Genomic DNA, 22,278 nt, shown 5'->3' with positions numbered 1-22,278 from the left:
CGGATAAAAAAATGGCTAAATTTCAACCCAGAGTGCAAGACGACAGTCGCGACGACGGAATGCGCGAGAAGATGATCGCGGTCAATCGCGTCACCAAGGTCGTGAAGGGTGGGCGGATTCTTGGTTTCGCCGCACTGACCGTGGTAGGCGATGGCGACGGTCGCGTCGGCATGGGCAAGGGCAAGTCGAAGGAAGTGCCGGCTGCCGTGCAAAAAGCGATGGAAGAGGCGCGTCGCAACATGGTCAAGGTGTCGCTGAAGAACGGCACCATCCACCACCAGGTCACTGGCCACCACGGCGCAGCCCACGTGATGATGGCTCCTGCTCCCAAGGGAACCGGCATCATTGCTGGCGGCCCGATGCGTGCCGTATTCGAAGTGATGGGCATGACCGACATCGTGGCCAAGAGCCATGGTTCATCTAACCCTTACAACATGGTTCGCGCCACGTTTGATGCGCTGACCAATTCCACCACGCCTTCGGAAATTGCTTCCAAGCGCGGTAAGTCGGTCGAAGACCTCTTCATCTGACAGGAGCGCACACATGTCTACGCAACAAACCGTGAAGATCCAGCTGGTTCGCAGCCCGATTGGAACCCAGCAGTCGCACCGCGCTACCGTGCGCGGCCTCGGCCTGCGCAAGCTCAACAGTGTCAGCGAACTCCAGGACAGTCCTGAAGTGCGCGGCATGATCAACAAGATCAGTTACCTGGTCAAAGTCCTCTGAGAGGTTCGAGATGGAACTCAATAGCATTAAGCCGGCCGCTGGCGCCAAGCACGCGAAGCGTCGCGTCGGTCGCGGCATTGGCTCCGGGCTGGGAAAAACAGCAGGACGCGGCCACAAAGGTCAAAAATCGCGTTCCGGTGGTTACCACAAGGTAGGTTTCGAAGGTGGTCAAATGCCTTTGCAACGCCGCCTTCCCAAGCGCGGTTTCAAGTCGCAAACGCTCAAGTACAACGCCGAAGTGACATTGGCTGCCTTGGCGCGGCTGGGTCTGGCGGAAGTGGATATGTTGGCGTTGAAGCAAGCAGGTTTGGTCAGCCAGATGGCCAAGGTCGTGAAGATCGTCAAGAGTGGTGAACTTGCTACGGCTGTCAAGTTGACAGGCGTTGGCGCCACTGCGGGCGCGCGCGCTGCTATTGAAGCTGCAGGCGGCAGTCTCGCCTGAACAAACGGTGACGAAAGGCTTCCGTGGCAACTAACGCAGCTCAAATAGCCAAAACCGGCAAATTCGGCGACCTGCGCCGCAGGTTGGTGTTTCTGCTGCTTGCGTTGGTCGTCTACCGCGTCGGCGCGCATATCCCAGTTCCGGGCATCGATCCTACGCAGCTCAAACAATTGTTCAGTGGCCAGCAGGGCGGTATTCTCAATTTGTTCAATATGTTCTCGGGCGGCGCGCTGTCCCGGTTCACGGTGTTCGCTTTGGGAATCATGCCGTACATCTCGGCGTCGATCATCATGCAGCTCATGAGCTATGCGGTGCCGGCGTTTGAGCAGTTGAAGAAGGAAGGGGCGGCCGGTCAGCGCAAGATTACGCAGTACACGCGGTATGGCACGCTGGGTCTGGCGCTTTTTCAGTCCCTGGGTATTGCAGTTGCACTCGAGAGTTCGGCTGGCTTGGTTCTGACGCCTGGTTTCGGTTTTCGCATGACTGCGGTCGTGAGTCTGACGGCAGGCACCATGTTCCTGATGTGGTTGGGCGAGCAAATCACCGAACGCGGTCTGGGCAATGGAATTTCCATCCTGATTTTCGCTGGTATTGCAGCAGGGCTTCCCAACGCTGTTGGTGGTCTTTTGGAGCTGGTACGAACCGGGTCCATGAGCATCATTGCGGCATTGTTCATTGTTCTGGTTGTTTGCTTGGTGACCTATTTCGTCGTGTTCGTTGAACGTGGTCAGCGCAAGATACTTGTGAATTACGCGCGGCGACAGGTCGGCAACAAGGTGTATGGCGGTCAATCGTCTCACCTGCCGCTGAAGCTCAATATGTCTGGCGTGATCCCGCCTATCTTCGCGTCTTCGATCATTTTGTTGCCGGCAACGGTGGTGAACTGGTTCAGCGCGGGTGATTCCATGCGCTGGCTGAAAGATATTTCGGGCGCTTTGACACCGGGGCAGCCGATCTATGTGTTGCTCTATGCGACGGCCATTGTGTTTTTCTGCTTTTTCTACACCGCGCTGGTATTTAACAGCCGAGAGACTGCGGACAACCTCAAGAAGAGTGGCGCGTTTATTCCTGGTATTCGGCCGGGCGACCAGACAGCGCGGTACATTGATAAAATCCTTGTCCGTTTGACGCTTGCTGGGGCTATCTACATCACGTTGGTGTGTCTGCTGCCTGAATTCATGATCCTGAAGTACAACGTGCCGTTTTATTTTGGTGGCACCTCTTTGATGATCATCGTGGTGGTCACGATGGATTTCATGGCACAAGTGCAGAACTATCTGATGTCCCAGCAATATGAATCGCTATTGAAGAAGGCTAATTTCAAAGGCGGGGCCGGGGCTTGACGAAGGCTTGCTGCAAGTCCACGGAGGCGCAGCACTATTAGATGAAGCCTTCGGGTTTCGCATTAACGCAGTGCGCCATGGCGCACGCAAACACGGTGTTTATGGCATAGGCCGCACACCACGACTGGTTTTAGGAGAATGAAATGAGAGTTTCGGCTTCGGTCAAGAAAATTTGCCGCAACTGCAAGATCATCCGCCGCAAGGGTGTGGTGCGCGTGATCTGCACGGACCTGCGTCACAAGCAGCGCCAGGGTTGAACAGGAAAGTATTAGAGGACGCACATGGCACGTATCGCTGGCATCAACATTCCGCCGCATCAGCACGCAGAGATTGGCTTAACGGCCATCTATGGCATTGGTCGCACCCGCGCACGCAAGATCTGTGAAGCTTGCGAAATCGCTTACTCCAAGAAGATCAAGGATCTTACGGACGGCGATCTCGAAAAGATTCGCGACCAGATCGCGCAGTTCACCATCGAAGGTGACCTGCGTCGCGAAACCACGATGAACATCAAGCGCTTGATGGACATCGGCTGCTACCGAGGCTTCCGCCATCGCCGCGGTTTGCCGGTGCGCGGCCAGCGCACACGCACCAATGCCCGCACCCGCAAGGGTCCGCGCAAGGGCGCCGCGGCCCTGAAGAAATAAAGAGATTGAAAGAACCATATGGCTAAGTCTCCCGCCAATAACGCCGCACAGCGTGTCCGTAAGAAGGTTCGCAAGAACGTCTCCGACGGTATCGCCCACGTGCATGCCTCGTTCAACAACACCATCATCACGATCACCGATCGCCAGGGTAACGCCTTGTCGTGGGCTTCGTCGGGTGGCCAAGGCTTCAAGGGTTCGCGCAAGTCCACGCCGTTTGCGGCACAGGTCGCATCCGAGACGGCCGGGCGCGCTGCCATCGAGCAAGGCATCAAAAACCTGGATGTCGAGATCAAGGGCCCAGGGCCAGGTCGCGAGTCCTCGGTGCGTGCCCTGGGTGCGCTCGGTATCCGTATCACCTCAATTTCTGATGTGACACCGGTTCCCCACAACGGCTGCCGCCCACAAAAGCGTCGCCGTATTTAAATTACTCCAAGCCCACCGCCGCCTGCGCCCGTATCCACGCCGCAGGCGGCTCCCGCAATGGTTTGCGGTAGAGACATCAGAAGGACATTCAAGTGGCACGTTACCTCGGCCCCAAGGCCAAACTCTCCCGCCGTGAAGGCACCGATCTGTTTCTTAAGAGCGCACGCCGCTCGATCGCGGACAAGTCCAAGTTTGATTCCAAGCCCGGCCAGCACGGTCGCACTTCGGGTCAGCGCACCTCCGACTATGGCCTGCAACTGCGTGAGAAGCAAAAGGTCAAGCGCATGTACGGCATTTTGGAGAAGCAATTCCGCCGTTACTTCGAAGCCGCGGAGCGCAAAAAGGGCAATACGGGCGCCAACCTGCTGTCGTTGCTGGAATGCCGGCTCGACAACGTCGTATACCGTATGGGTTTTGGCTCGACGCGCGCTGAAGCACGCCAGATGGTGTCGCACAAGGCGATCACGGTGAACGGCCAGTCGGTGAACATTCCTTCCTACTTGGTCAAGGTGGGCGATGTGGTTGCCGTGCGCGAGAAATCGAAGAAGCAAAACCGGATCGTCGAAGCCCTGCAACTGGCTGCGCAGGTCGGTATGCCCGCCTGGGTGGATGTCAATGCCGACAAGGCCGAAGGCGTGTTCAAGAAAGTGCCCGATCGAGACGAGTTCGGCGCCGACATCAATGAATCGCTGATCGTCGAGTTGTACTCGCGCTAAGCCAGCAAATCTGAATTTATCGTTCCTGCTCAGCGAGGCATCGCTGGGTGGGCGCTTCACCAGCCTTACCGGTGTAACGAGCTGGGGGTATTGAGAGGAAGTCTGCATGCAAACGAATTTGCTGAAGCCAAAAACCATCAACGTCGATCAGGTTGGTCACAACCGTGCCAAAGTAACGCTCGAACCTTTCGAGCGTGGCTATGGTCACACGCTCGGCAATGCGCTGCGTCGAGTTCTGTTGTCTTCCATGGTTGGTTATGCCGTGACGGAAGTCACCATCGCTGGCGTGCTGCACGAGTATTCGTCCGTGGATGGCGTCCAAGAAGATGTCGTCAACATCCTGCTGAACCTCAAAGGTGTGGTGTTCAAGCTGCACAACCGTGACGAGGTCACGCTGAGCCTGCGCAAGGACGCCGAAGGCGTGGTCACCGCCAGCGACATTCAGACGCCACATGACGTGGAAATCGTCAACCCTGATCATGTGATTGCGAACTTGTCGCAAGGCGGCAAGCTTGACATGCAGATCAAGGTTGAAAAGGGTCGCGGCTACGTGCCGGGCAATCAGCGCCGCTACGGCGATGAGGCGACCAAGTCCATTGGCCGTATCGTGTTGGATGCTTCGTTCTCGCCGATCAAGCGCGTCAGCTACACGGTCGAGAGCGCGCGCGTGGAGCAGCGCACCGACCTCGATAAGCTGGTCGTCGAAATTGAAACCAACGGTGCGGTCACGGCAGAAGATGCGGTTCGGGCTTCGGCGCGCATCCTGGTGGAGCAGCTCGCGGTATTCGCTCAGCTCGATGGTGGCGAGATGGATGCCATCAATGCGCCTTCTGGAGCACGCAGCAACGCAAGTTTCGATCCGATTCTGCTGCGCCCGGTGGACGAGCTCGAACTGACCGTGCGTTCTGCCAACTGTCTGAAGGCAGAGAACATTTACTACATCGGTGATCTGATCCAGCGCACCGAGAACGAGCTGCTCAAGACCCCCAATCTGGGTCGCAAGTCGCTCAACGAAATCAAGGAAGTGCTTGCCTCGCGTGGGCTCACCTTGGGAATGAAGCTTGAAAACTGGCCGCCTGCCGGTCTGGACAAGCGCTAAAGCTATAATTTCGCGCCCTCACAGAAAGGGCCGTGCCCGGGCAGTACCTGATACGGCTGCCCGTTTTAATTACATTTAAGGATAAGCACCATGCGCCACGGACTCGGCCTTCGCAAACTCAACCGCACCAGCTCGCACCGCCTCGCGATGCTGCGCAACATGATGAACTCGCTCATCGAGCACGAGGCCATCAAGACCACGCTGCCCAAGTCGAAAGAACTGCGCCGCGTCATTGAGCCCATGATCACCTTGGCCAAGGTGGATACTTTGGCGAACCGCCGCCTGGCGTTTGACCGCCTGCGCGACCGCGACAGCGTCACCAAGCTGTTCACGGTGCTGGGCCCGCGTTTCAACGCGCGCCCCGGCGGCTACACGCGTATCCTGAAAATGGGTTACCGCGTCGGCGACAACGCCCCCATGGCGTTCGTCGAATTGGTCGAGCGCAGCGAAGAATCTTCTGCTGCACCGGCAGAAGCCGCTAAATAAGCTATAATTTACGTCTTACCGCGCGATGGAGCAGTCTGGTAGCTCGTTGGGCTCATAACCCAAAGGTCGGAGGTTCAAATCCTTCTCGCGCAACCAATCAGCAAACGCCCACTTCTGTGGGCGTTTTGCATTTCTGGCTTATAAATTCCTAGCTCAGATGAAGCAGCGCCCGTCGGGCCTGCTTGATAGGCCAGAATCGGCGCTGTATGCCTGACACCGCTGCGGCCCCACGCTCTCCTGTCCAGCCTGGCCTGATCGCCTTGCACGGTAACCGTGCCGAATGGCTGGCCGACGCGGTCCTCGAATGGCTTTCGCAGCACCCGCTCGCGCCGCTTGAATCCGAAATCGTGCTGGTGCAAAGCAACGGCGTGGCCGAGTGGTTCAAGATGGCGCTGGCCGAGCGTGCTGGGGTTTGCGCGGCGGCGCAGGTCGAGCTGCCGGCGCGCTTTTTGTGGCGCAGCTACCGCCAGGTGCTGGGCGCGGCCGCCGTGCCGCCGCGCTCGGCGGTGGACAAAACGGCGCTGATCTGGCGCCTGCTGCAGCAGCTCCCTGACTTGGTTGCGCAGCCTGGCTTCGAGCCGGTGGCCGGGTTTCTTCGCGCTGGCGAACCTGATCGGTTGTGGCAGCTCGCTGGGCGGTTCGCGGATTTGTTTGATCAGTACCAGGTCTATCGCCCCGACTGGCTGGGCGATTGGGCACAGGGCCACGACAGGCTGGTACGCGGCCAGGGCGCTGCGCTGCCAGTGCCTCCTGAGCAGCTCTGGCAGCCTTTGCTCTGGCGTGCCGTGCTGGGCGGCCTGGGCGAGGCGGAGCGCGCCGCCATTCGGCCGCAGATTCACCAACGGGCGCTGGCGGCGCTGCGCGCTGGCGAGCCCTTGGCTGCGTCGCTGCCGCGCCGTGTGGTGCTGTTCGGCATGACCCATTTGCCGCTGCCAGTGCTCGAACTCCTGGCAGACCTGTCGCGCTACAGCCAGGTGCTGATGGCCATCCCCAACCCGTGCCGCTTTCACTGGGCCGACGCCATTGACGGTCGCGAGCTGCTCGCTGCGGCACGTCGGCGCCACCCGCTGCGCGGCGGGGTCGATCTGGCGCAACTGCCCATCGAGAGCCTGCATGCGCACGCCCACCCGCTGCTGGCCGCCTGGGGGCGCCAGGGGCGCGACTTCGTGCGCCAGCTCGACGCCTTCGACGAGACCGCCACTGCACAGGCACGCCTCGGCATGGCGCGCGTGGACTATTTCGACGAAGCGGACGATGGCCCCACCCCACCGCTGCTGCTGCAGGTGCAGCAGCGCATACGCGACCTGGTGCCGTTGGCGGAGCACCCGCCCACAGTGCTGGCAGAGGATGACCGCTCCATCGTCTTCCACAGTGCCCACAGCGCGCTGCGGGAGGTCGAGGTGCTGCACGACCAACTGCTCGATCTGCTCGCCCACCCACTGGGCCACCAGCCACTGGCGCCGCGCGACATCGTGGTGATGGTGCCCGATATCGAGCGCTTCGCCCCCGCCGTGCGGGCGGTGTTTGGCCAGGTGCCGCAGGGCGATGCGCGCTACATCCCCTGGGGGATTGCCGACCTGGGTGCGCGTGCCAGCCACCCCCTGGTGGGGGCGCTTGACTGGCTGCTGCAGGTGCCCCAGCAACGTTTTGCCATGAGCGAGCTGCGCGATCTGCTCGACGTTCCGGCAATTGCAGCGCACTTTGGCCTGGCGACCGACGGTGTGGCCCAGCTCGCGCAGTGGATGTCGGGCGCTGGTATTCGCTGGGGCCTGGACGCCGGGCAGCGTGCGGGCCTGGGCCTGCAGGCCTGCGGCGCGCAGAACACGGCATGGTTCGGGCTGGAGCGCATGCTGCTCGGCTACGCCGTGGGCAGTGGCAGCTTTGGCGGCATCGAGGCCTGGGACGAGGTGGGTGGGCTCGACGCCGAACTCGCCGGCGCGCTGGCTGCCTTGCTTGCACGGCTCAGGCATTGGCTCGAATCCTGCCAGGAGCCTACCGATCCCAGCGTGTGGGCGCAACGCTTTCGCGCGCTCATGGCCGACTTTGCCAAGCCCGTGGACGAGGCCGATCGCCAAGTGCTGCAGGCGCTCGAAGCCGCGCTGGTCGATTGGCTGGCAGCCTGCGAGGCAGGCGATTTCGCCGGCACCATCCCGCTGGAGATCGCGCGCGCTGCCTGGATGCAGGCACTCGATGAACCGCAGCTCGCCCAGCGCTTTCGGGCCGGCGGCGTCACTTTTTGCACGCTGCTGCCGCTGCGCGCCATCCCGTTCGAGGTGGTCTGCCTGCTCGGCATGAACGACGGCGACTACCCACGCCGCAGCCCGCGCAGCGACTTTGACCTGATGGCGCTGCCCGGCATGGCGCGGCCCGGCGACCGGTCGCGCCAGAGCGACGACCGCCAGCTCATGCTCGAAGCCCTGCTCTCGGCACGCCGCATGCTGCTGGTGAGCTGGACCGGCCGCAGCGTGCGCGACAACAGCGAACAGCCGCCCTCGGTGCTGGTGTCCCAACTGCGCGACTACCTGGCCGCTGGCTGGGGCGAAGAGGCGGTCAAGGCGCGCACCACCGAGCACCCGCTGCAGCCCTTCAGCCGCCAGTATTTCGAGGGCGACGCGCGCTGGTTCACCTACGCGCGCGAGTGGCGTGCCGCGCACGAGGCCGCTGCGCCGGGCCAGCCGGATGCGGCCCTGCGCCCGGCGCCCCCCTCCACGCCTGCGCCCCACATCGCCACGCTCGCGCAGCTCAGCGCCTGGCTGCGCCACCCGGCGCGTGCTTTTTTGCGCGAGCGACTGGCGGTGGTGTTTGAGCCGCCCGAGCAAGAGGTGGCCGACGATGAGAGCTTTGCCGTCGCGGGCCTGGAGCAGTACCAGATGGCCGAGGACACGCTGGCCGCGCTCGACGCCCGCACAGCGGTGGGCGACCCCGCCCCGCTGGACGCCATGCTGGCCGACGCCCTGGAAGGGCTGCGCCGCGCGGGCCGCCTGCCCATGGCTGCGCTGGGGGCCCGCGCCCAGCACATGTTGTTCGACACCCTGCTTCCCGTGGCCGAGGCTTGGCAGCAGCAGTGCGCGCTGTGGAGCGTACCGGCGCCGCGCCTGCGGGTGGTGTGGGAATCGTTGGATGCTTCTGATTTGGTAGCTGCTAACGCATATGGAATAAGCGCTAGAGGCCATTTAGACCTAAAAAATGCAGCGCCTGCCGCCCTGGAAGACTGGATCGACTCCCTGCGCCGCGCAGCCGACGGGCGCGTCGCCCTGCTGGGGCGCACGGTCTCGCGCGTGCTTGTCAAGGGGAAAGGGCCGGCGCGGGCGCGGCCCGAGAAAATGCTGGTCTGGTGGCTGCGCACGCTCGCGGCGGCCGCCTGTGGCGCCCTGGTGGAAGGGGTGCTCGTCGCCGGTGATGCGGTGGTCTGCTGGCCGCCCATGGAGCAGGCAACAGCACAGCAGACGCTCACGGTCGTTCTGGGGCTGTGGCAGCAGCAGTGGCACGCCGATGCGCCGCTGCCCTTGCCGCTCGCCACTGCGCTGGCCCTGGTGAGCGAGCGACCCGCCCAGGCCGCGTACGAAGGCTCGGGGTCGCGCCAGGGCGCGCCGGGCGAAGTCAAAGACCCGGAGTGGGAGCGCTTCTACCCCGACTTCGAGGCGCTCGCCGCCGATGGGCGTTTCGAGGCCCTGGCGCTGCTGCTGCACGCGCCGCTGGCGCGATGGGCGGCCGAGGCGCTCCAGATCACACCGCACACCACCCTTGCGCCCGGCGATGGCGATGACGCGGAGGAAGACGAATGAGCCCCTTCGCCGACCTTGCCGCCCACAAGCTCGACCCGCTGCACTTTCCCTTGCACGGCAGCCGCCTCATCGAAGCGAGCGCCGGAACGGGCAAGACCTGGACCATTGCCGCGCTCTACCTGCGCCTGGTGCTGGGCCACGGCGGCGAGGCCGGCTATGCCCGGCCGCTGGCGCCGGCCGAAATTCTGGTGATGACGTTCACCCGGGCGGCCACGCGGGAGCTCTCGGGCCGCATCCGCGCGCGCCTGACCGAAGCAGCGCGCGTGCTGCGTGGCGAGTTTGACCCCACGCCAGACGACACGTACCTGACCGCGCTGCGCGATGCGTACACGCCCGGCCCCGCACGCGCGCAGGCCGCCTGGCGCCTGGCGGCTGCCGCCGAGGGCATGGACGACGCGGCGGTGCAGACCATCGACGCCTGGTGCCAGCGCATGCTGCGTGAGCACGCTTTCGATAGCGGCGCGCTGTTTGGCGAAGAACTCGACGCCGACGAAGCCACCCTGCGCGCCCAGGCGGTACACGACCACTGGCGCCAGCAGGTGTACCCGCTCTCGCCCGAGCTTCTGGAGCGCGTGCTGACCGTGTGGCCCGACGTGGACGCCCTGGCCGCCGATGCGCGCGCGCTGGAAACCTTGGTGCTGGCGCCCGGTGCGGGCGAGGGCAGCGCTGCCGATTGCCTGGCCCGCGCCGATGCACGGCACGCGGCAGCCGTCGCCGGGCTCAAGGCCGGGTGGGCCGAGCGCGCCGACGCACTGGCGCTGTGGGTGCAGACCGAGCTGGCCGAGCGCAAGGCGGCCTGGGATTCGCGCAAGCTATCGTCCGTCACCGGCTGGCTGCGCACGGTGGCCGACTGGGCCCGCTCCGACGGGGTGGAGCCGCTCACGCTCACCAAGACCGCCACCGAACGCCTGTGCCGCGAAGCGCTGCTGGCCTTGCGCAAGCCCGATGCGCCGCCGAGCGAGATTCCGCCGGACTTTTCTGCCATCCCTGCGCTGCTGGCCGCGCAGCAAACCCTGCCCACCCCCGAGATTGCGCTGCGCGAGCACGCTGCCGCGCGGATCGCCGAGCGCCTGGCCCACCTCAAACAGCAAAGCGGCAGCTTTGGCTTTCACGACATGCTGGTGCGGCTGGACCGCGCACTCTCGGGGCCGCGCGGCGACGCCCTGCGTGCGCGCATCCTGGCGCAGCACCCGGTGGCGCTGATTGACGAATTCCAGGACACCTCGCCGCTGCAGTACCGCATCTTCGAGCGCCTGTACCAGCCGCAGGCCAACGACCCGGCGACGGCGCTGCTGCTCATTGGTGACCCCAAGCAATCGATCTATGCCTTCCGTGGTGCCGATATCTACAGCTACCTGGCCGCGCGCCGCGCCACCCGCGGCCGGCACGCCATGCTGGACACCAACTACCGCTCCACCCAGGTGCTGGTGGAGGTGGTCAACCACTGGTTTTCCCGTGCGGAGCAGCGCCCTGGCGCGGGTGCCTTTGGGTTTCGCACCGGCGAAGTGGTGGGGGACATGGGGGTGAGTGCCGCGCTCGAAACCGACCCGCTGCCCTTTGTGCCGGTGGGCGCCAAAGGGCGCAAGGAGCGCCTGGTGACACGCGCGGGCGCATTGCCCCCGATGGTGCTCGCCCACGCCCTGGAGCCCGCGGGCGCGCCGGTGCAGCGCCAGCGCTTTGCCGCACGCTGCGCCGAGCAGATTGTCGATTGGCTCAACGACCCGCAGGCGGGCTTTGCCGAGGAAGGCGAGCCGTTCAGGCCACTGCGCCCCGCCGACATCGCCGTGCTGGTGCGCAGTGGCACCGAAGCCCAGGCCATGCAGCGTGCGCTGCGCCGCCGGGGCCTGGCCTCGGTGTATTTGTCGGACAAGGACTCGGTGTTCAAGGGCCCCGAAGCGCGCGACCTGCTCTGGTGGCTGCAAGCCGTGGCCGAGCCGCGCGATGCGCGGCGCCTGCGCACCGCGCTGGCGAGCGCGACACTGGATTTGCCGATCACCGAGCTCGAACGCCTGGCGCAGGACGATGCAGCGCTGGAGGCGCGCAGCGAGCAATTGCGCGCGCTGCAGGCGCTGTGGCAATCGCAGGGCGTGCTTCCCATGCTGCGCCAGACGCTGCACCAGTTCGGCCTGCCCGCGCGCTGGCTGCGCGAGGCCGGTGGCGAGCGGCGCCTGACCAACTTCCTGCACCTCGCCGAACTGCTGCAGACCGCCAGCAGCACGCTCGATGGCGAACAGGCGCTGGTGCGCTGGCTTGCCGGCCAGTTGCAGCAAGCGGGCGCGGCCGCCGACGAGCAGATCGTGCGCCTGGAGAGCGATGCCGACCTGGTGCAGATCGTCACCATCCACAAAAGCAAGGGGCTGGAATACCCGGTGGTCTGCCTGCCGTTTGCCTGCTCCATGCGGCCGGTGAAGAAGCAAAAGCGCAACCCCGCCGTGGCGCTGTCGGATGCCGCGGGCGTTCGCACGCTCCAGCTTGCGCCCAGCGACGCGCAATGGCAGCAGGCCGAGTGCGAACGCCTGCGCGAAGATCTGCGCTTGTTCTACGTGGCACTGACCCGCGCGCGGCACGCGCTCTGGCTGGGCTTTGCCGCCATCAGCGAAGGCAAGTCGGCCAAGACCAGTACCCACCGCAGCGCGGCCGGCAGCGTGCTGGCCGGAGGCGAGGCGCGCTCGCCCGAGGAGTGGCTTGCCGCACTGCACGACCTGGCGGACGCACAGCCAGCGATCCGCCTGGAAGCGGTGGAGGAGGGCGCCGCGCCTTGCACCGCCTTTGTTCCACGCGGCGGCGTGCGCGCCTTGCAGGAGGGCATGGACTACACCGCCTGGTTCGACCGGCATTGGGGCATCGCCAGTTTTTCCCAGTTGGTGCGCGGCCTGCCATCCGCCGGCCCGGAGCAGGCACTGCTGCCGACGCACCGCGCCATGCCGGCGGATGATGAGGCGCCGGTGCCGGACGATGCCGAACGCGCAGAACCCGGCAGCGCCACGCTGGCCAAGCGCCCGCGCGGCAGTACGGCCGACCTGTTTCCCGAGCCACCGGCGCTCTGGCACGGCTTTGCACGCGGCACGCTGGTGGGCAACTTTTTGCATGAGCAGCTCGAATGGCTCGCGGGCGAAGGCTTTGCATTCGCGCCCGATGGTCCGGTGGCCGCGCGCCTGCGCCGGCGCTGCGAGCGCTCTGCCTATGGCGCGGTGGCAGACGAGGTGCTGACCTGGCTGGCGGCGGTCGTGGCAACCCCCTTGCCGCCGCTGGGCGTGCCCCTCGCCGCCCTCGCCACGCGCCTGCCGGAGATGGAATTCTGGCTGCCCGCCCAGCGCTTGCCGGCGCAGGACATCGACGCGCTGTGCCGCCAGCATCTGCTGCCTGGCCTGCCACGCCCGGCCCTGCCCGAGCGTGCGCTGCACGGCATGCTGATGGGCTTTGCCGATCTGGTGTTCGAGCATGGCGGGCGCTACTGGGTGCTGGACTACAAATCCAACTGGCTAGGGCCGGACGCCCAGGCCTACGCTCTGCCCGCCCTGGAGCAGGCCCTGGCCCAGCACCGCTACGACGTGCAGGCTGCGCTCTACCTGCTGGCGCTGCACCGCCTGCTGCGCGCGCGCTTGGGCGCGCACTATGCCCCGCAGCAGCACCTGGGCGGCGTGCTGTTGTACTTCCTGCGCGGCATCGACGGGCCGGCCAGCGGCGTGGTGCAGCTTGCGCCGCCGCTGGCGCTGCTGGATGCGCTCGATGCGCTGCTCCAGACGCCCGTGGCAGGCGAGGTGCACCCATGAGCACGGCCGACCTGGGCATGTGTGAGATGCCCCAGATTCCGGGAGTGCCCGACCCGCGCGCCGCCACCCTTGCCGGCCTGCGTGCCCTGGCCGACGCAGGCTGGCTGCGCCAGCTCGACTGGGCGCTGGCACAGTTCATGGCCCGGCTCGACCCCGACGCTGCACCCGAGCTGCTGGTGGCCGCCGCCCTGCTGGCACAGTTCGAGGGCCGTGGCCACAGTTGCCTTCCGGTGAACCTGCTGTGCGCTCGGCCGCTTGCCTTGCCGGGCTGGCCGCCAGCGGCTCAGGAGGCGCTGGACGCGTTGTTGCGCGGCCTTTCTACCGACCCCACGCAGTGGATGCAGGCGCTGCGCGCCAGCCACTGTGTGCAGGACGCCGCCCGCGCGCCGCAGCAGGGTGCCCAGCCGGACGGTGGCACCCCGTTGGTGCTCGCCGGCCCGCCCGAGGCGCCGCTCCTGTACCTGCGGCGCTACTGGCATTTCGAGCAAGCGGTGGCGCAGCAGTTGCGCGCCCGCGCTGCCGAGCCTATCGCGGTGGACACCGCGCTCGCGCGCCACTGGCTCGACCGCTTGTTCGACCCGGCGCCCACCGGCACCTGCGACTGGCAGAAGCTCGCCTGTGCCATCGCCTTGCGCTCGCGCCTGGCCATCGTCACCGGCGGCCCCGGCACCGGCAAGACCTACACCGCAGCCCGCCTGCTCGCCGCGTTGCTGGCGGTGGACAGCACGCCCGAGCGCCTGCGGGTCGCGCTGGCCGCGCCCACGGGCAAGGCGGCAGCGCGCTTGCGCCAATCGCTGGAGACGGCGCTGGCGGGCTTGCAGGCGCGGGTGGGCGATACCCTGGACCTGGCCGGCTTTGCCACGCGCATCGGTCCGGCGCGTACCCTGCACGCGCTGCTGGGCGCCCGCCCAGGCACGCGGCGGCTGCGCCACCACGCGGCGGCGCCGCTGGATGTGGACGTGCTCATCGTCGATGAAGCCTCCATGGTGCACCTTGAAATGATGGCTTCGCTGCTCGCCGCGTTGCCCGCCCACGCCCGCCTGGTGCTGCTGGGCGACAAAGACCAGCTCGCCTCGGTCGAGGCAGGCGCCGTGCTGGGCGACCTGTGCCAGGGCGCGGAACAGGGCCATTACGGCGCGGGCACGGTGCGCTATGCCCAGGCGGCAGCCGGTGTGGACATTCCCCTGGCGCTGCGAGCCCTGGCGGTGCCGGTGCCGGTGCCGCTGCTGGCCGCGAACACCGTCATGCTGCGTGAGAGCCACCGCTTTTCCGGCCCCATCGGTGCGCTGGCGCTGGCCGTCCATGCGGGGGACGGCGCGCGTGCGGCGGCGCTGCTGCGCCATGACGCCAGTGGCGCCCTGCATTCGCTGGAGGGGGTTGACCCCCAAGCTGCCGTAACACTTGCACTTGCCGAAGGGCCGGCGCCGAGCTACCGCGACTACCTGTTGCGGCTTGGCCGCCAGCCGGCGGCGGACGATGCTCCCGGGCACGCCGCCTGGACCGCCAGCGTGCTCGCCGCCTTCGAGCGCTTCCGGCTGCTGTGCGCGGTGCGCGAAGGCCCCTGGGGTGCCGAGGGGATGGCGCGCGCCATCGAACGTGCGGCGCGCGAGGCGCGGCTGCTTGGCGGCACCGGCCAGTGGTACGCCGGGCGCCCGGTGCTCGTCACACGCAACGACGCGGAGGCCGGCGTGTTCAATGGCGATGTGGGTCTGGCCTTGCCGGCTGCGGGGGGCGCCGGCCTGCGCGTGTTTTTTGCCGATGGCCCGAGCTTGCGCTCGGTCAGCGTGGCGCGGCTGGCGCATGTGGAAACCGCGTTCGCCATGACGGTGCACAAGGCGCAGGGCTCGGAGTTCGAGCACACCGCGCTGGTGCTGCCGCCGCACGCGGGCGCCTTGCTTTCGCGCGAACTGGTCTATACCGGCATCACCCGCGCGCGCCAGGTCTTTACGCTGGTGGCGCCACGCGCCGGGCTGCTGGCGCAGGCGGTGCAGCTGCGCACCCAGCGCGCCAGCGGCTTGCAAGACCTGCTGCGGCGCGAAGCCGGATGAGCGTTCGGCAAGCGTGCCGCCTACAATCCCTGTCCATGCAAACCTTGCGCCGCTTTCGCGCTCTCGCCAGCTTCATGCTGGTGTGGTTTGCCATGTCCATCGGCGTGGCGACGGCGTCGCCTTTCGTTCACCCGCAATCGGCGCAACTGGTGTGCTCGGCCAGCGGCGACATCAAGCTGCTGGCGCTGGGCGACGATGGTACGCAGACGCAGCGCGGGCATACGCTTGACTGTCCGCTGTGCGTGCACTTTGGCAGTGCCGCCCCGCCGCCTGCGCCCATCCGCCTGCCGCAGGCCCTGCCGCTGGCCCATGCCCTGCTGCCCATTCCCGCCGCGCACATTGCGGCGCGCACGGCCGCGCCGCTGCCGGCGCGCGGGCCTCCGCTGTTCTCCTGAAGTGCTATTGCAACCGTAGCTGCTTGCCCAATAGGGATAAGCGCTGGCGGTCGTTTTCATTGGTTTCAGGAGTGTTCCCATGCGCAGAAATCGCGTGGCCATGGCGCTTGCCGTGGCCTTTCCCTTCAGCCTGAGCGCGTATGCCCAGGCCAACGATGCCCCGACCAAAGAACTGGGCGTCGTCACCATCACCGGTGGTCAGCCCACCTCGCTGCCGACGCAGATTCCCACCACCATGGAGGGTGTCACGGGCGAGCAGATCGAGCAGGGCATCAACGCCACCGACAGCGAGGACGCGCTCAAGTACTTCCCCAGCCTGCTGGTGCGCAAGCGCTACATCGGCGACTACAACCACGCCATCCTCTCCAGCCGGGCCTCGGGCACCGGCAACAGCGCGCGCTCGGCGGTGTATGCCGACGGCATCCTGCTGTCGAACTACCTGGGCAACGGCATCGGCGGCCTGTCGTTTCCGCCGCGCTGGGGTTTGGTGACGCCCGAGGAGATCGAGCGGGTCGATGTGATGTACGGGCCGTTCTCCGCCGCCTACCCTGGCAACTCGGTGGGCGCGGTGGTCGATTACGTCACGCGCATGCCCACGCACTTCGAGGCGCACGCCAAGATGGGCTACGTGTCGCAGCCTTTTGAGCTCTACGGCACCAACACCACAACCCGCAGCTGGCAGGCCAGCACCTCGGTGGGCAACAAAAGCGGCGACTGGGCCTGGTTCCTCAACTTCAGCCACACCGACAGCGAGGGCCAGCCGCTGACCTTTGCCACGCGCACGCTGGCCAGCGGAACGCCCGGCACGGCCGGCACACCGGTCACCGGCGCGGTGCCAGGTTTGAACAGCGCCAATGCCCCCTGGTGGATTCTGGGCAGCGGCACGGCGTACACCACGCGGCAGGACCACTTCAAGGCCAAGCTGGCCTGGGACATCACGCCCACCTTGCGCGCCGCCTATACGCTGGGGGTGTGGCAAAACCAGTCGCAGGGGCGGCCGGTGTCGTACCTGCGCGATGCCGCGGGCCAGCCGGTCACGAGCGGCGCCATCAACATCGGCGGGCGCAGCTACGCGCCGCTGACCGGCAGCGATTTCGCGCTGACTAACGAATCGCTCCTGCACACCATGCACGGCCTGTCGGTCAAGAGCCATACGCAGGGCGTGTTTGACTGGGAAGTGGCGGCCAGCCTCTACGACTACGGCAAGGACCAAAAGCGCCAGAACAGCGCCGCCAATGCCTTGCCCGGTGCCGCCTCTGGCGGGCCTGGTACGCTGGCAGACGGCAACGGAACAGGCTGGAACAACCTGGCATTGAAGGGCATCTGGCGCCCGGGCGGCATGCAGGGCGCCCACATCGTCGATTTCGGCTTCCAGCAGGACAGCTACCAACTGGACTACCTCACCTCCGCGATCCCGGGCAACTGGCTGCAGGACGGCCCCGGCGCGCGGGTCAGCGAGGTGGGCGGCAAGACGCGCTTGCAAAGCCTGTACGCGCAGGATGCCTGGTCGTTCGCGCCACGCTGGAAGACGGTGCTGGGCCTGCGCGGCGAGCGCTGGAGCGCTTACGACGGCAGCACCGCCATCCCTGGCGCCGCGCCCGCCATCGACACGCGCTGGGCCGAGCGCAGCGAGACGCACTTCTCGCCCAAGGCGGCGCTCTCCTGGCAGTGGCTGCCGGACACGGTGCTCAAGGCCTCGGCCGGCCGGGCAGTGCGCTTTCCGACGGTGAGCGAACTGTATGGCGCCACCGCCACCGCGAATGCGCAGTACATCAACGACCCGAACCTGCGGCCGGAAAAATCCTGGACCACTGAGCTGAGCGCGGAAAAAGACCTGGGGAGCAGCCTGCTGCGCCTGACCTTCTTCACCGAGGACACGCACGACGCGCTCTACACCCAGACCACGCTGGATACCGTGGCCAACCGCAACGTCAGCCGCGTGCAGAACGTTGGCCGCATCCAGACAAAGGGATTGGAACTGGCCTGGAGCGGCAGCGATGTGCTGCGCCGCGGCCTGGACCTGAACGCCAGCGTCACCTACGCCGATTCGGTCATCAAGGACAACGCCGGCTTCGTCACGGTGCCGGGCGACACCATCGGCAAGCGCCAGCCCAATGTCGCCAAATGGCGCGCCAGCGCGCTGGCGAGCTACCGCTGGAACGAGCGCTGGAGCACCTCGGTGGGCGCGCGCTACAGCGGCCCGCAGTTCCGCACCCTCGACAACAGCGACGTGAACGGTTTTGCCTACATGGGCGTGAGCAAGTTCTTCACCGTGGACCTGCGTGCCCGCTACCGGATCGACAAGCACATGGTGGCGTCCTTCGGCATCGACAACGCCAACAACTACCAGTTCTGGAATTTCCACCCCTATCCGCAGCGCAGCTATGTCGCGGAACTCAAGATCGACCTCTGAAAGAACCACCATGCCTTCAAAAACTCTCAAATTCATAGCTATCAGCGCTTTACTGGTAAGCGCTAGCGGCGTTTTTAACCTTGCAAATGCGCATGTCACGCTGGAATACCAGGTGGCCAATGCAGGCAGCAGCTACAAGGCCACGTTCCGCGTCGGCCACGGCTGCGGCGCATCGCCCACGCGCGAGATCGCCGTCACCATCCCCGCCGGCGTGGAAGGCGCCAAGCCCATGCCCAAGCCGGGCTGGACGATTGCTATCGAGCGCGAGAAGCTGGCCCAGCCGCGCAGCGACCACGGCAAGACCATCACCGAGGAAGTGCGCCGCATCCGCTGGAGCGCCAAGACGCCAGCGGACGCACTGCCCGGCGATTTCTACGACGAGTTCGTGCTCCAGGCACACCTGCCCAGCCAGGCCGGAACAATCTACTGGCCGGTGGAGCAAATCTGCGAACAGGGCCGCATGGACTGGGCCGAGGTGCCCATGGCAGACCAGAAGCTGCACGACCTCAAATCCCCCGCGGCTGCGCTGGAGCTGCTGCCCGCAGCCGGCGGCCATTCGCACTAAGTTTTTCACAGGAGCCCACGATGACTATGCAACGTTTCACCACCTCCCTGCTGTTTGCCGCCACTCTGCTGGCCGGCCATGCCTATGCCCAGGGCGCGGCTCCGGCCGCCGTCGATGGCGCCTGGGCACGTGCCAGCGTGCAGGGCCAAACGAGCTCGGGTGCATTCATGCGCATTACCGCCAGCGAGCCTTTGCGCCTGCTGCGTGCCGAGACGCCTGCTGCTGGCCACGCCGAAGTGCATGAGATGAAAATGGATGGTGGCGTCATGAAAATGCGTGCTTTGCCGGAGCTCGATCTGCCGGCCGGCAAGGCGGTCGAGCTCAAGCCCGGTGGCTACCACATCATGCTGATGGACCTGAAGGCGCCGCTGGCCAAGGACACGCAATTGCCGCTGACCCTGGTGTTCAAGGACGCCAAGGGCGAGGAGCACCGCATGGAACTGCAGGTCCCGGTGGCCACCATGCCCCCTGGCGCGCACGGCGGCCACGCCGCGCCCATGGCGATGCCCATGCCCATGCCCACGCAGAAGAACTGAGCGCCGCATTACCGCTGTGGGCGCCCCAGCCGGGGCGCATTGGAGTAAGCTGTCCGCACACCTCTTAACCCTCCACAGCGGAAGCAACCATGAGCGATTCAACCCCCTTTGGTTTTGGCAAATTCGTGCCGGGCTTCGATTTCCTGCAAGGCCTGGCCAAGGGCGCTGCAGGCAACATCCCGCAGTTGCCCCAGCTCTCCAACTGGGTGGCGCCGACCCTCAGCGTCGAAGAGTTGGACAAGCGCGTCGAGGAGCTCAAAGCCGTGCAGTTCTGGCTGGAGCAGAACTCGCGGGCTCTGGCCGCCACCATCCAGGCGCTGGAGGTGCAGAAGATGACCCTGGCCACGCTCAAGGGCATGAACTTCAGCATGGGCGACGTGGCCAATGCCTTCAAGCTCAAGACCGCCGATACCGTGATGGGCGGGGTGCACAAGGCGGGTGAGGGCTTGGCCCAAGCCGCGCAGATGGTCAGCGGCGTGGCATCCCGCGCGGCCGACGCGGTTCGCCCCTCGGCGGACGAAGCAGCGCCCGAGGCCGCAGGCTCCGTGCACGGCGGCACGGACAAGAAGGCCCCTGCAGGCAAATCCAAAGGCAAGGCCGAAGCCGCCAGCGTCATCGACCCGATGCAGTGGTGGGGCGCGCTGACGCAGCAGTTCCAGCAGATCGCCAGTTCGGCCATGAAGGACGCTGCGCGCCAGACGGCCGTGGACGCCGCGCGCAACGTGGCTACCGGTCTGGCCAAGGACGCTCTGAAGACCGCCACCGGCATGACCGCACAAATGGCGGCTCAGGGCGTCAAGAGCATGCAGGCCGCCACCGGCCGCACCAAGGCGGCCAGCCCCCGCAGCGCGGCCAAACAGCCAGTGGCCGCGAAGAAGGTGGCCAAGGCGACGGCAAAAAAACCTGCACCGCGCAAGGCGGCGGCGCGCAAAACCTCGGCCCGTAGCACGCGCTGAAGCCACCAGCGCGCAGCGCTGGGCACCTTCTTTGGCGGGGATCTCGATGAAACTGTTTCCAACCGGCCACGCCACCCATCCGCAAGCCCGCATGGCAGCGCTGATGGCGCTGGCCCAGGTGCGCGCGCAGATGGGCACGCCTGGCTACGCGTCGGCACCCACGCTGGGCCTGCTCTACATCACCGACCACTACGCCGATCAAGCGCAGGAAGTGCTCGACCTGCTGGCCGCTGAGCTGCCCGAAATCACCGACTGGAGCGGCACCGTGGGCGTCGGGGTCTGCGGCGGCAGCGCCGAGTACTTCGACCAGCCAGCGCTGGCGCTGATGCTGCTGGAATTGCCGCCCGACCAGTACCGCGTGTTCTCCGGCGTCGCGCCGCTGCCCTGCAGCGGGGTGGGCGGGTTTTCGGCGCAGACGGCGCTGGTACATGCCGATGGCGCCGCGCCTGAGGTTGCGGCGCTGGTGGCCGAATTGGCCGACCGCACGGCGAGCGGCTATTTGTTTGGTGGTCTGGCGGCCAGCCGTGGCGCCAGCGTGCAATTTGCCGTGGGTGGCAACGGCAACCTTGCCGGGCAGGGCGCCGCCAGTGGCGTATTTACCGGCGGCCTCTCGGGCGTGGCCTTTGGGGCCGGCGTGGCCCTGATCTCGCGCGTCACCCAGGGCTGCCAGCCCGTCGGGCCGGTGCACCGCATCACCGAGGCCGCCGACAACGTGGTGCTGGCGTTGGACAACGAGCCGGCGCTCGAGCGCCTGCTCGATACGCTGGAGGTCTCGCTTTCGGGGGATCCGCAGCAGGCCATCGAGCGCGTGCGCGTGACGCTGGCCGGTCTCATGGACGACGAGCGTTCTGGGCCTGCGCCGGCGTTGCGCAGCACCGGCCATTTCGGCGCCGAAACCCGTGTGCGGCACATCATCGGGCTCGATGGCACGCGCCACGGCGTAGCCCTCGCAGAGCATGTGGAAAGCGGCATGCGCCTGGCGTTCTGCCAGCGCAACGTGCAGGCGGCGCGCGCCGATCTGACGCGCATCTGCGCCGAAATCCGTGAGGAACTGGCGCCCGAAGGTGCGGCGCCCACCCACGCCATTGCCGGCGCCCTTTACGTGAGCTGCTCAGGCCGTGGTGGCCGGCATTTTGGCGGTGACAGTGCGGAGCTGCGCATCGTGCAGCATGCCCTGGGCGATGTGCCGCTGGTCGGGTTTTTTGCCGGCGGTGAAATCGCGCACGCCAATATCTACGGCTACACCGGCGTGCTGACGGTGTTTCTCACCAAGCGGTAACGAAAAAGCGCCCCAACCGCGAGGGCTGGGGCGCTTTGCGTGCAGCAAGGCCGCAATGCCGGGGGCGCTTAATTGCGGCGCGGGTCGTTTGGATGCCGGTCGTTGCGGTTGCGCACGCCGTCGCCATCGCGGTCGCCGTCCCGGTTGTTGCGCAGGCCGTCGCCGTCCATGTCGTGGCGGTTGTAGCGGTTGCGCATGTCGTCATGGTCGCGCATACCGGGACCGCGGCCTTGCCAGCCGCCGCGCTCAAAGCGCCAATCGCCGCCGCTCTGCACCCAGTGAGGTTGCATGTAGGTGTAGCCGGGGCGCATCTTCAGCCAGTAGCCATTGATCCAGTGGTAGCGTGCGCCGCGCCATTCCCAGTGGCCTTCCACCCAGACTTGGCCACGCCGCATGCCAGGGCGCTCGATGACACGTGGGGGCGGTGGTGGTGGCAGGTTGCGGTATTCGAGGGTTGGACCGGACTGGATGATCACAGTGGCCTGGGTGGCAGCCTGCGCCGGCGCCAGGCTGGCGAGGGCAAGGGCAGCCACAGCGGCGGCGGTGGTGAGAGGGCGGTGCATGAAGGTTCTCCTGGGATACGGCTCACGGAAAGCCAATATCGCCATGATGCGGCCTGCTTGTCAAATGTCTGTAGGGCAAGCGT

Annotated in this window: 19 protein-coding genes, 1 tRNA gene and 1 pseudogene; 20 read left to right on the top strand and 1 reads right to left on the bottom strand. The window is 66.2% G+C overall.

Annotation, left to right across the window (positions count from 1 at the left end; genetic code table 11):
- Positions 1-11 precede the first annotated feature (11 nt).
- The 20 genes and pseudogenes from rpsE to D3F03_RS10735 all read left to right on the top strand — a co-directional run bounded on the left by rpsE (position 12) and on the right by D3F03_RS10735 (position 21,632).
- Positions 12-530: a 30S ribosomal protein S5 gene (rpsE, locus tag D3F03_RS10830; RefSeq protein ID WP_119109350.1), complete on the top strand. Its 519-nt coding sequence runs from the start codon at positions 12-14 to the stop codon at positions 528-530.
- 13 nt (positions 531-543) lie between these two features.
- Entirely contained in the window at positions 544-726 is a 183-nt protein-coding gene (rpmD, locus tag D3F03_RS10825) for a 50S ribosomal protein L30 (protein WP_119109349.1), read from the top strand.
- A 10-nt stretch (positions 727-736) separates the two neighbouring features.
- Positions 737-1,168, top strand: coding sequence for a 50S ribosomal protein L15 (gene rplO / locus D3F03_RS10820; RefSeq protein ID WP_119109348.1), 432 nt, complete (start codon positions 737-739; stop codon positions 1,166-1,168).
- A gap of 23 nt (positions 1,169-1,191) precedes the next feature.
- Positions 1,192-2,511, top strand: a complete 1,320-nt coding sequence (gene secY / locus D3F03_RS10815; protein ID WP_119109347.1) for a preprotein translocase subunit SecY — start codon at positions 1,192-1,194, stop codon at positions 2,509-2,511.
- A gap of 143 nt (positions 2,512-2,654) precedes the next feature.
- Positions 2,655-2,768 (top strand): 50S ribosomal protein L36, encoded by a 114-nt coding sequence (gene rpmJ / locus D3F03_RS10810; RefSeq protein WP_005793651.1) that lies wholly within the window; start codon positions 2,655-2,657, stop codon positions 2,766-2,768.
- A gap of 24 nt (positions 2,769-2,792) precedes the next feature.
- Positions 2,793-3,158: a 30S ribosomal protein S13 gene (gene rpsM / locus D3F03_RS10805; protein ID WP_119109346.1), complete on the top strand. Its 366-nt coding sequence runs from the start codon at positions 2,793-2,795 to the stop codon at positions 3,156-3,158.
- A gap of 18 nt (positions 3,159-3,176) precedes the next feature.
- Entirely contained in the window at positions 3,177-3,581 is a 405-nt protein-coding gene (rpsK, locus tag D3F03_RS10800) for a 30S ribosomal protein S11 (RefSeq protein WP_119109345.1), read from the top strand.
- Positions 3,582-3,673: 92 nt separating this feature from the next.
- Positions 3,674-4,297, top strand: coding sequence for a 30S ribosomal protein S4 (gene rpsD, locus D3F03_RS10795; protein WP_119109344.1), 624 nt, complete (start codon positions 3,674-3,676; stop codon positions 4,295-4,297).
- 106 nt (positions 4,298-4,403) lie between these two features.
- Positions 4,404-5,396, top strand: a complete 993-nt coding sequence (locus D3F03_RS10790) for a DNA-directed RNA polymerase subunit alpha (protein ID WP_119109343.1) — start codon at positions 4,404-4,406, stop codon at positions 5,394-5,396.
- 90 nt (positions 5,397-5,486) lie between these two features.
- A complete protein-coding gene (gene rplQ / locus D3F03_RS10785; protein ID WP_119109342.1) occupies positions 5,487-5,882 on the top strand; it encodes a 50S ribosomal protein L17 in 396 nt (131 codons plus the stop codon).
- Between the two features lie 19 nt (positions 5,883-5,901).
- Positions 5,902-5,978: transfer RNA gene (locus D3F03_RS10780), tRNA-Met, on the top strand.
- Positions 5,979-6,088: 110 nt separating this feature from the next.
- Complete coding sequence (gene recC / locus D3F03_RS10775; protein ID WP_119109341.1) at positions 6,089-9,667, top strand: exodeoxyribonuclease V subunit gamma; 3,579 nt, start codon at positions 6,089-6,091, stop codon at positions 9,665-9,667.
- Positions 9,664-13,440 (top strand): exodeoxyribonuclease V subunit beta, encoded by a 3,777-nt coding sequence (gene recB, locus D3F03_RS10770; protein ID WP_119109340.1) that lies wholly within the window; start codon positions 9,664-9,666, stop codon positions 13,438-13,440. The genes recC and recB overlap by 4 nt, the downstream gene beginning before the upstream one ends.
- Complete coding sequence (gene recD, locus D3F03_RS10765; protein WP_119109339.1) at positions 13,437-15,488, top strand: exodeoxyribonuclease V subunit alpha; 2,052 nt, start codon at positions 13,437-13,439, stop codon at positions 15,486-15,488. Before recB ends, recD begins: the two co-directional genes overlap by 4 nt.
- A gap of 35 nt (positions 15,489-15,523) precedes the next feature.
- Positions 15,524-15,883, top strand: coding sequence for a DUF2946 family protein (locus D3F03_RS10760; RefSeq protein ID WP_119109338.1), 360 nt, complete (start codon positions 15,524-15,526; stop codon positions 15,881-15,883).
- A 79-nt stretch (positions 15,884-15,962) separates the two neighbouring features.
- Positions 15,963-18,296 carry a TonB-dependent receptor gene (locus D3F03_RS10755; RefSeq protein WP_119109337.1) on the top strand — a complete coding sequence of 778 codons (2,334 nt, stop codon included), beginning with the start codon at positions 15,963-15,965 and terminating at the stop codon, positions 18,294-18,296.
- Positions 18,297-18,306: 10 nt separating this feature from the next.
- Positions 18,307-18,861 (top strand): YcnI family copper-binding membrane protein, encoded by a 555-nt coding sequence (locus tag D3F03_RS10750; protein WP_119109336.1) that lies wholly within the window; start codon positions 18,307-18,309, stop codon positions 18,859-18,861.
- Between the two features lie 20 nt (positions 18,862-18,881).
- Positions 18,882-19,394 (top strand): annotated as a pseudogene (locus D3F03_RS10745) (copper chaperone PCu(A)C); the annotation flags it as partial.
- A gap of 92 nt (positions 19,395-19,486) precedes the next feature.
- Positions 19,487-20,353: a PhaM family polyhydroxyalkanoate granule multifunctional regulatory protein gene (locus D3F03_RS10740; RefSeq protein WP_119109334.1), complete on the top strand. Its 867-nt coding sequence runs from the start codon at positions 19,487-19,489 to the stop codon at positions 20,351-20,353.
- Between the two features lie 46 nt (positions 20,354-20,399).
- On the top strand, positions 20,400-21,632 hold the full coding sequence (locus D3F03_RS10735) for an FIST signal transduction protein (protein WP_119109333.1): 1,233 nt from the start codon (positions 20,400-20,402) through the stop codon (positions 21,630-21,632).
- Positions 21,633-21,700: 68 nt separating this feature from the next.
- Here D3F03_RS10735 and D3F03_RS10730 read toward each other — a convergent pair whose 3' ends face one another.
- Positions 21,701-22,195: a YXWGXW repeat-containing protein gene (locus D3F03_RS10730; RefSeq protein WP_119109332.1), complete on the bottom strand. Its 495-nt coding sequence runs from the start codon at positions 22,193-22,195 to the stop codon at positions 21,701-21,703.
- Between the last annotated feature and the right edge of the window lie 83 nt (positions 22,196-22,278).

It is taken from the genome of Simplicispira hankyongi (assembly GCF_003570885.1).
Lineage (GTDB): Bacteria > Pseudomonadota > Gammaproteobacteria > Burkholderiales > Burkholderiaceae_C > Simplicispira > Simplicispira hankyongi.
Note: the sequence above shows the minus strand (reverse complement) of the source record. Positions and strands in the feature narration are given on the sequence as shown.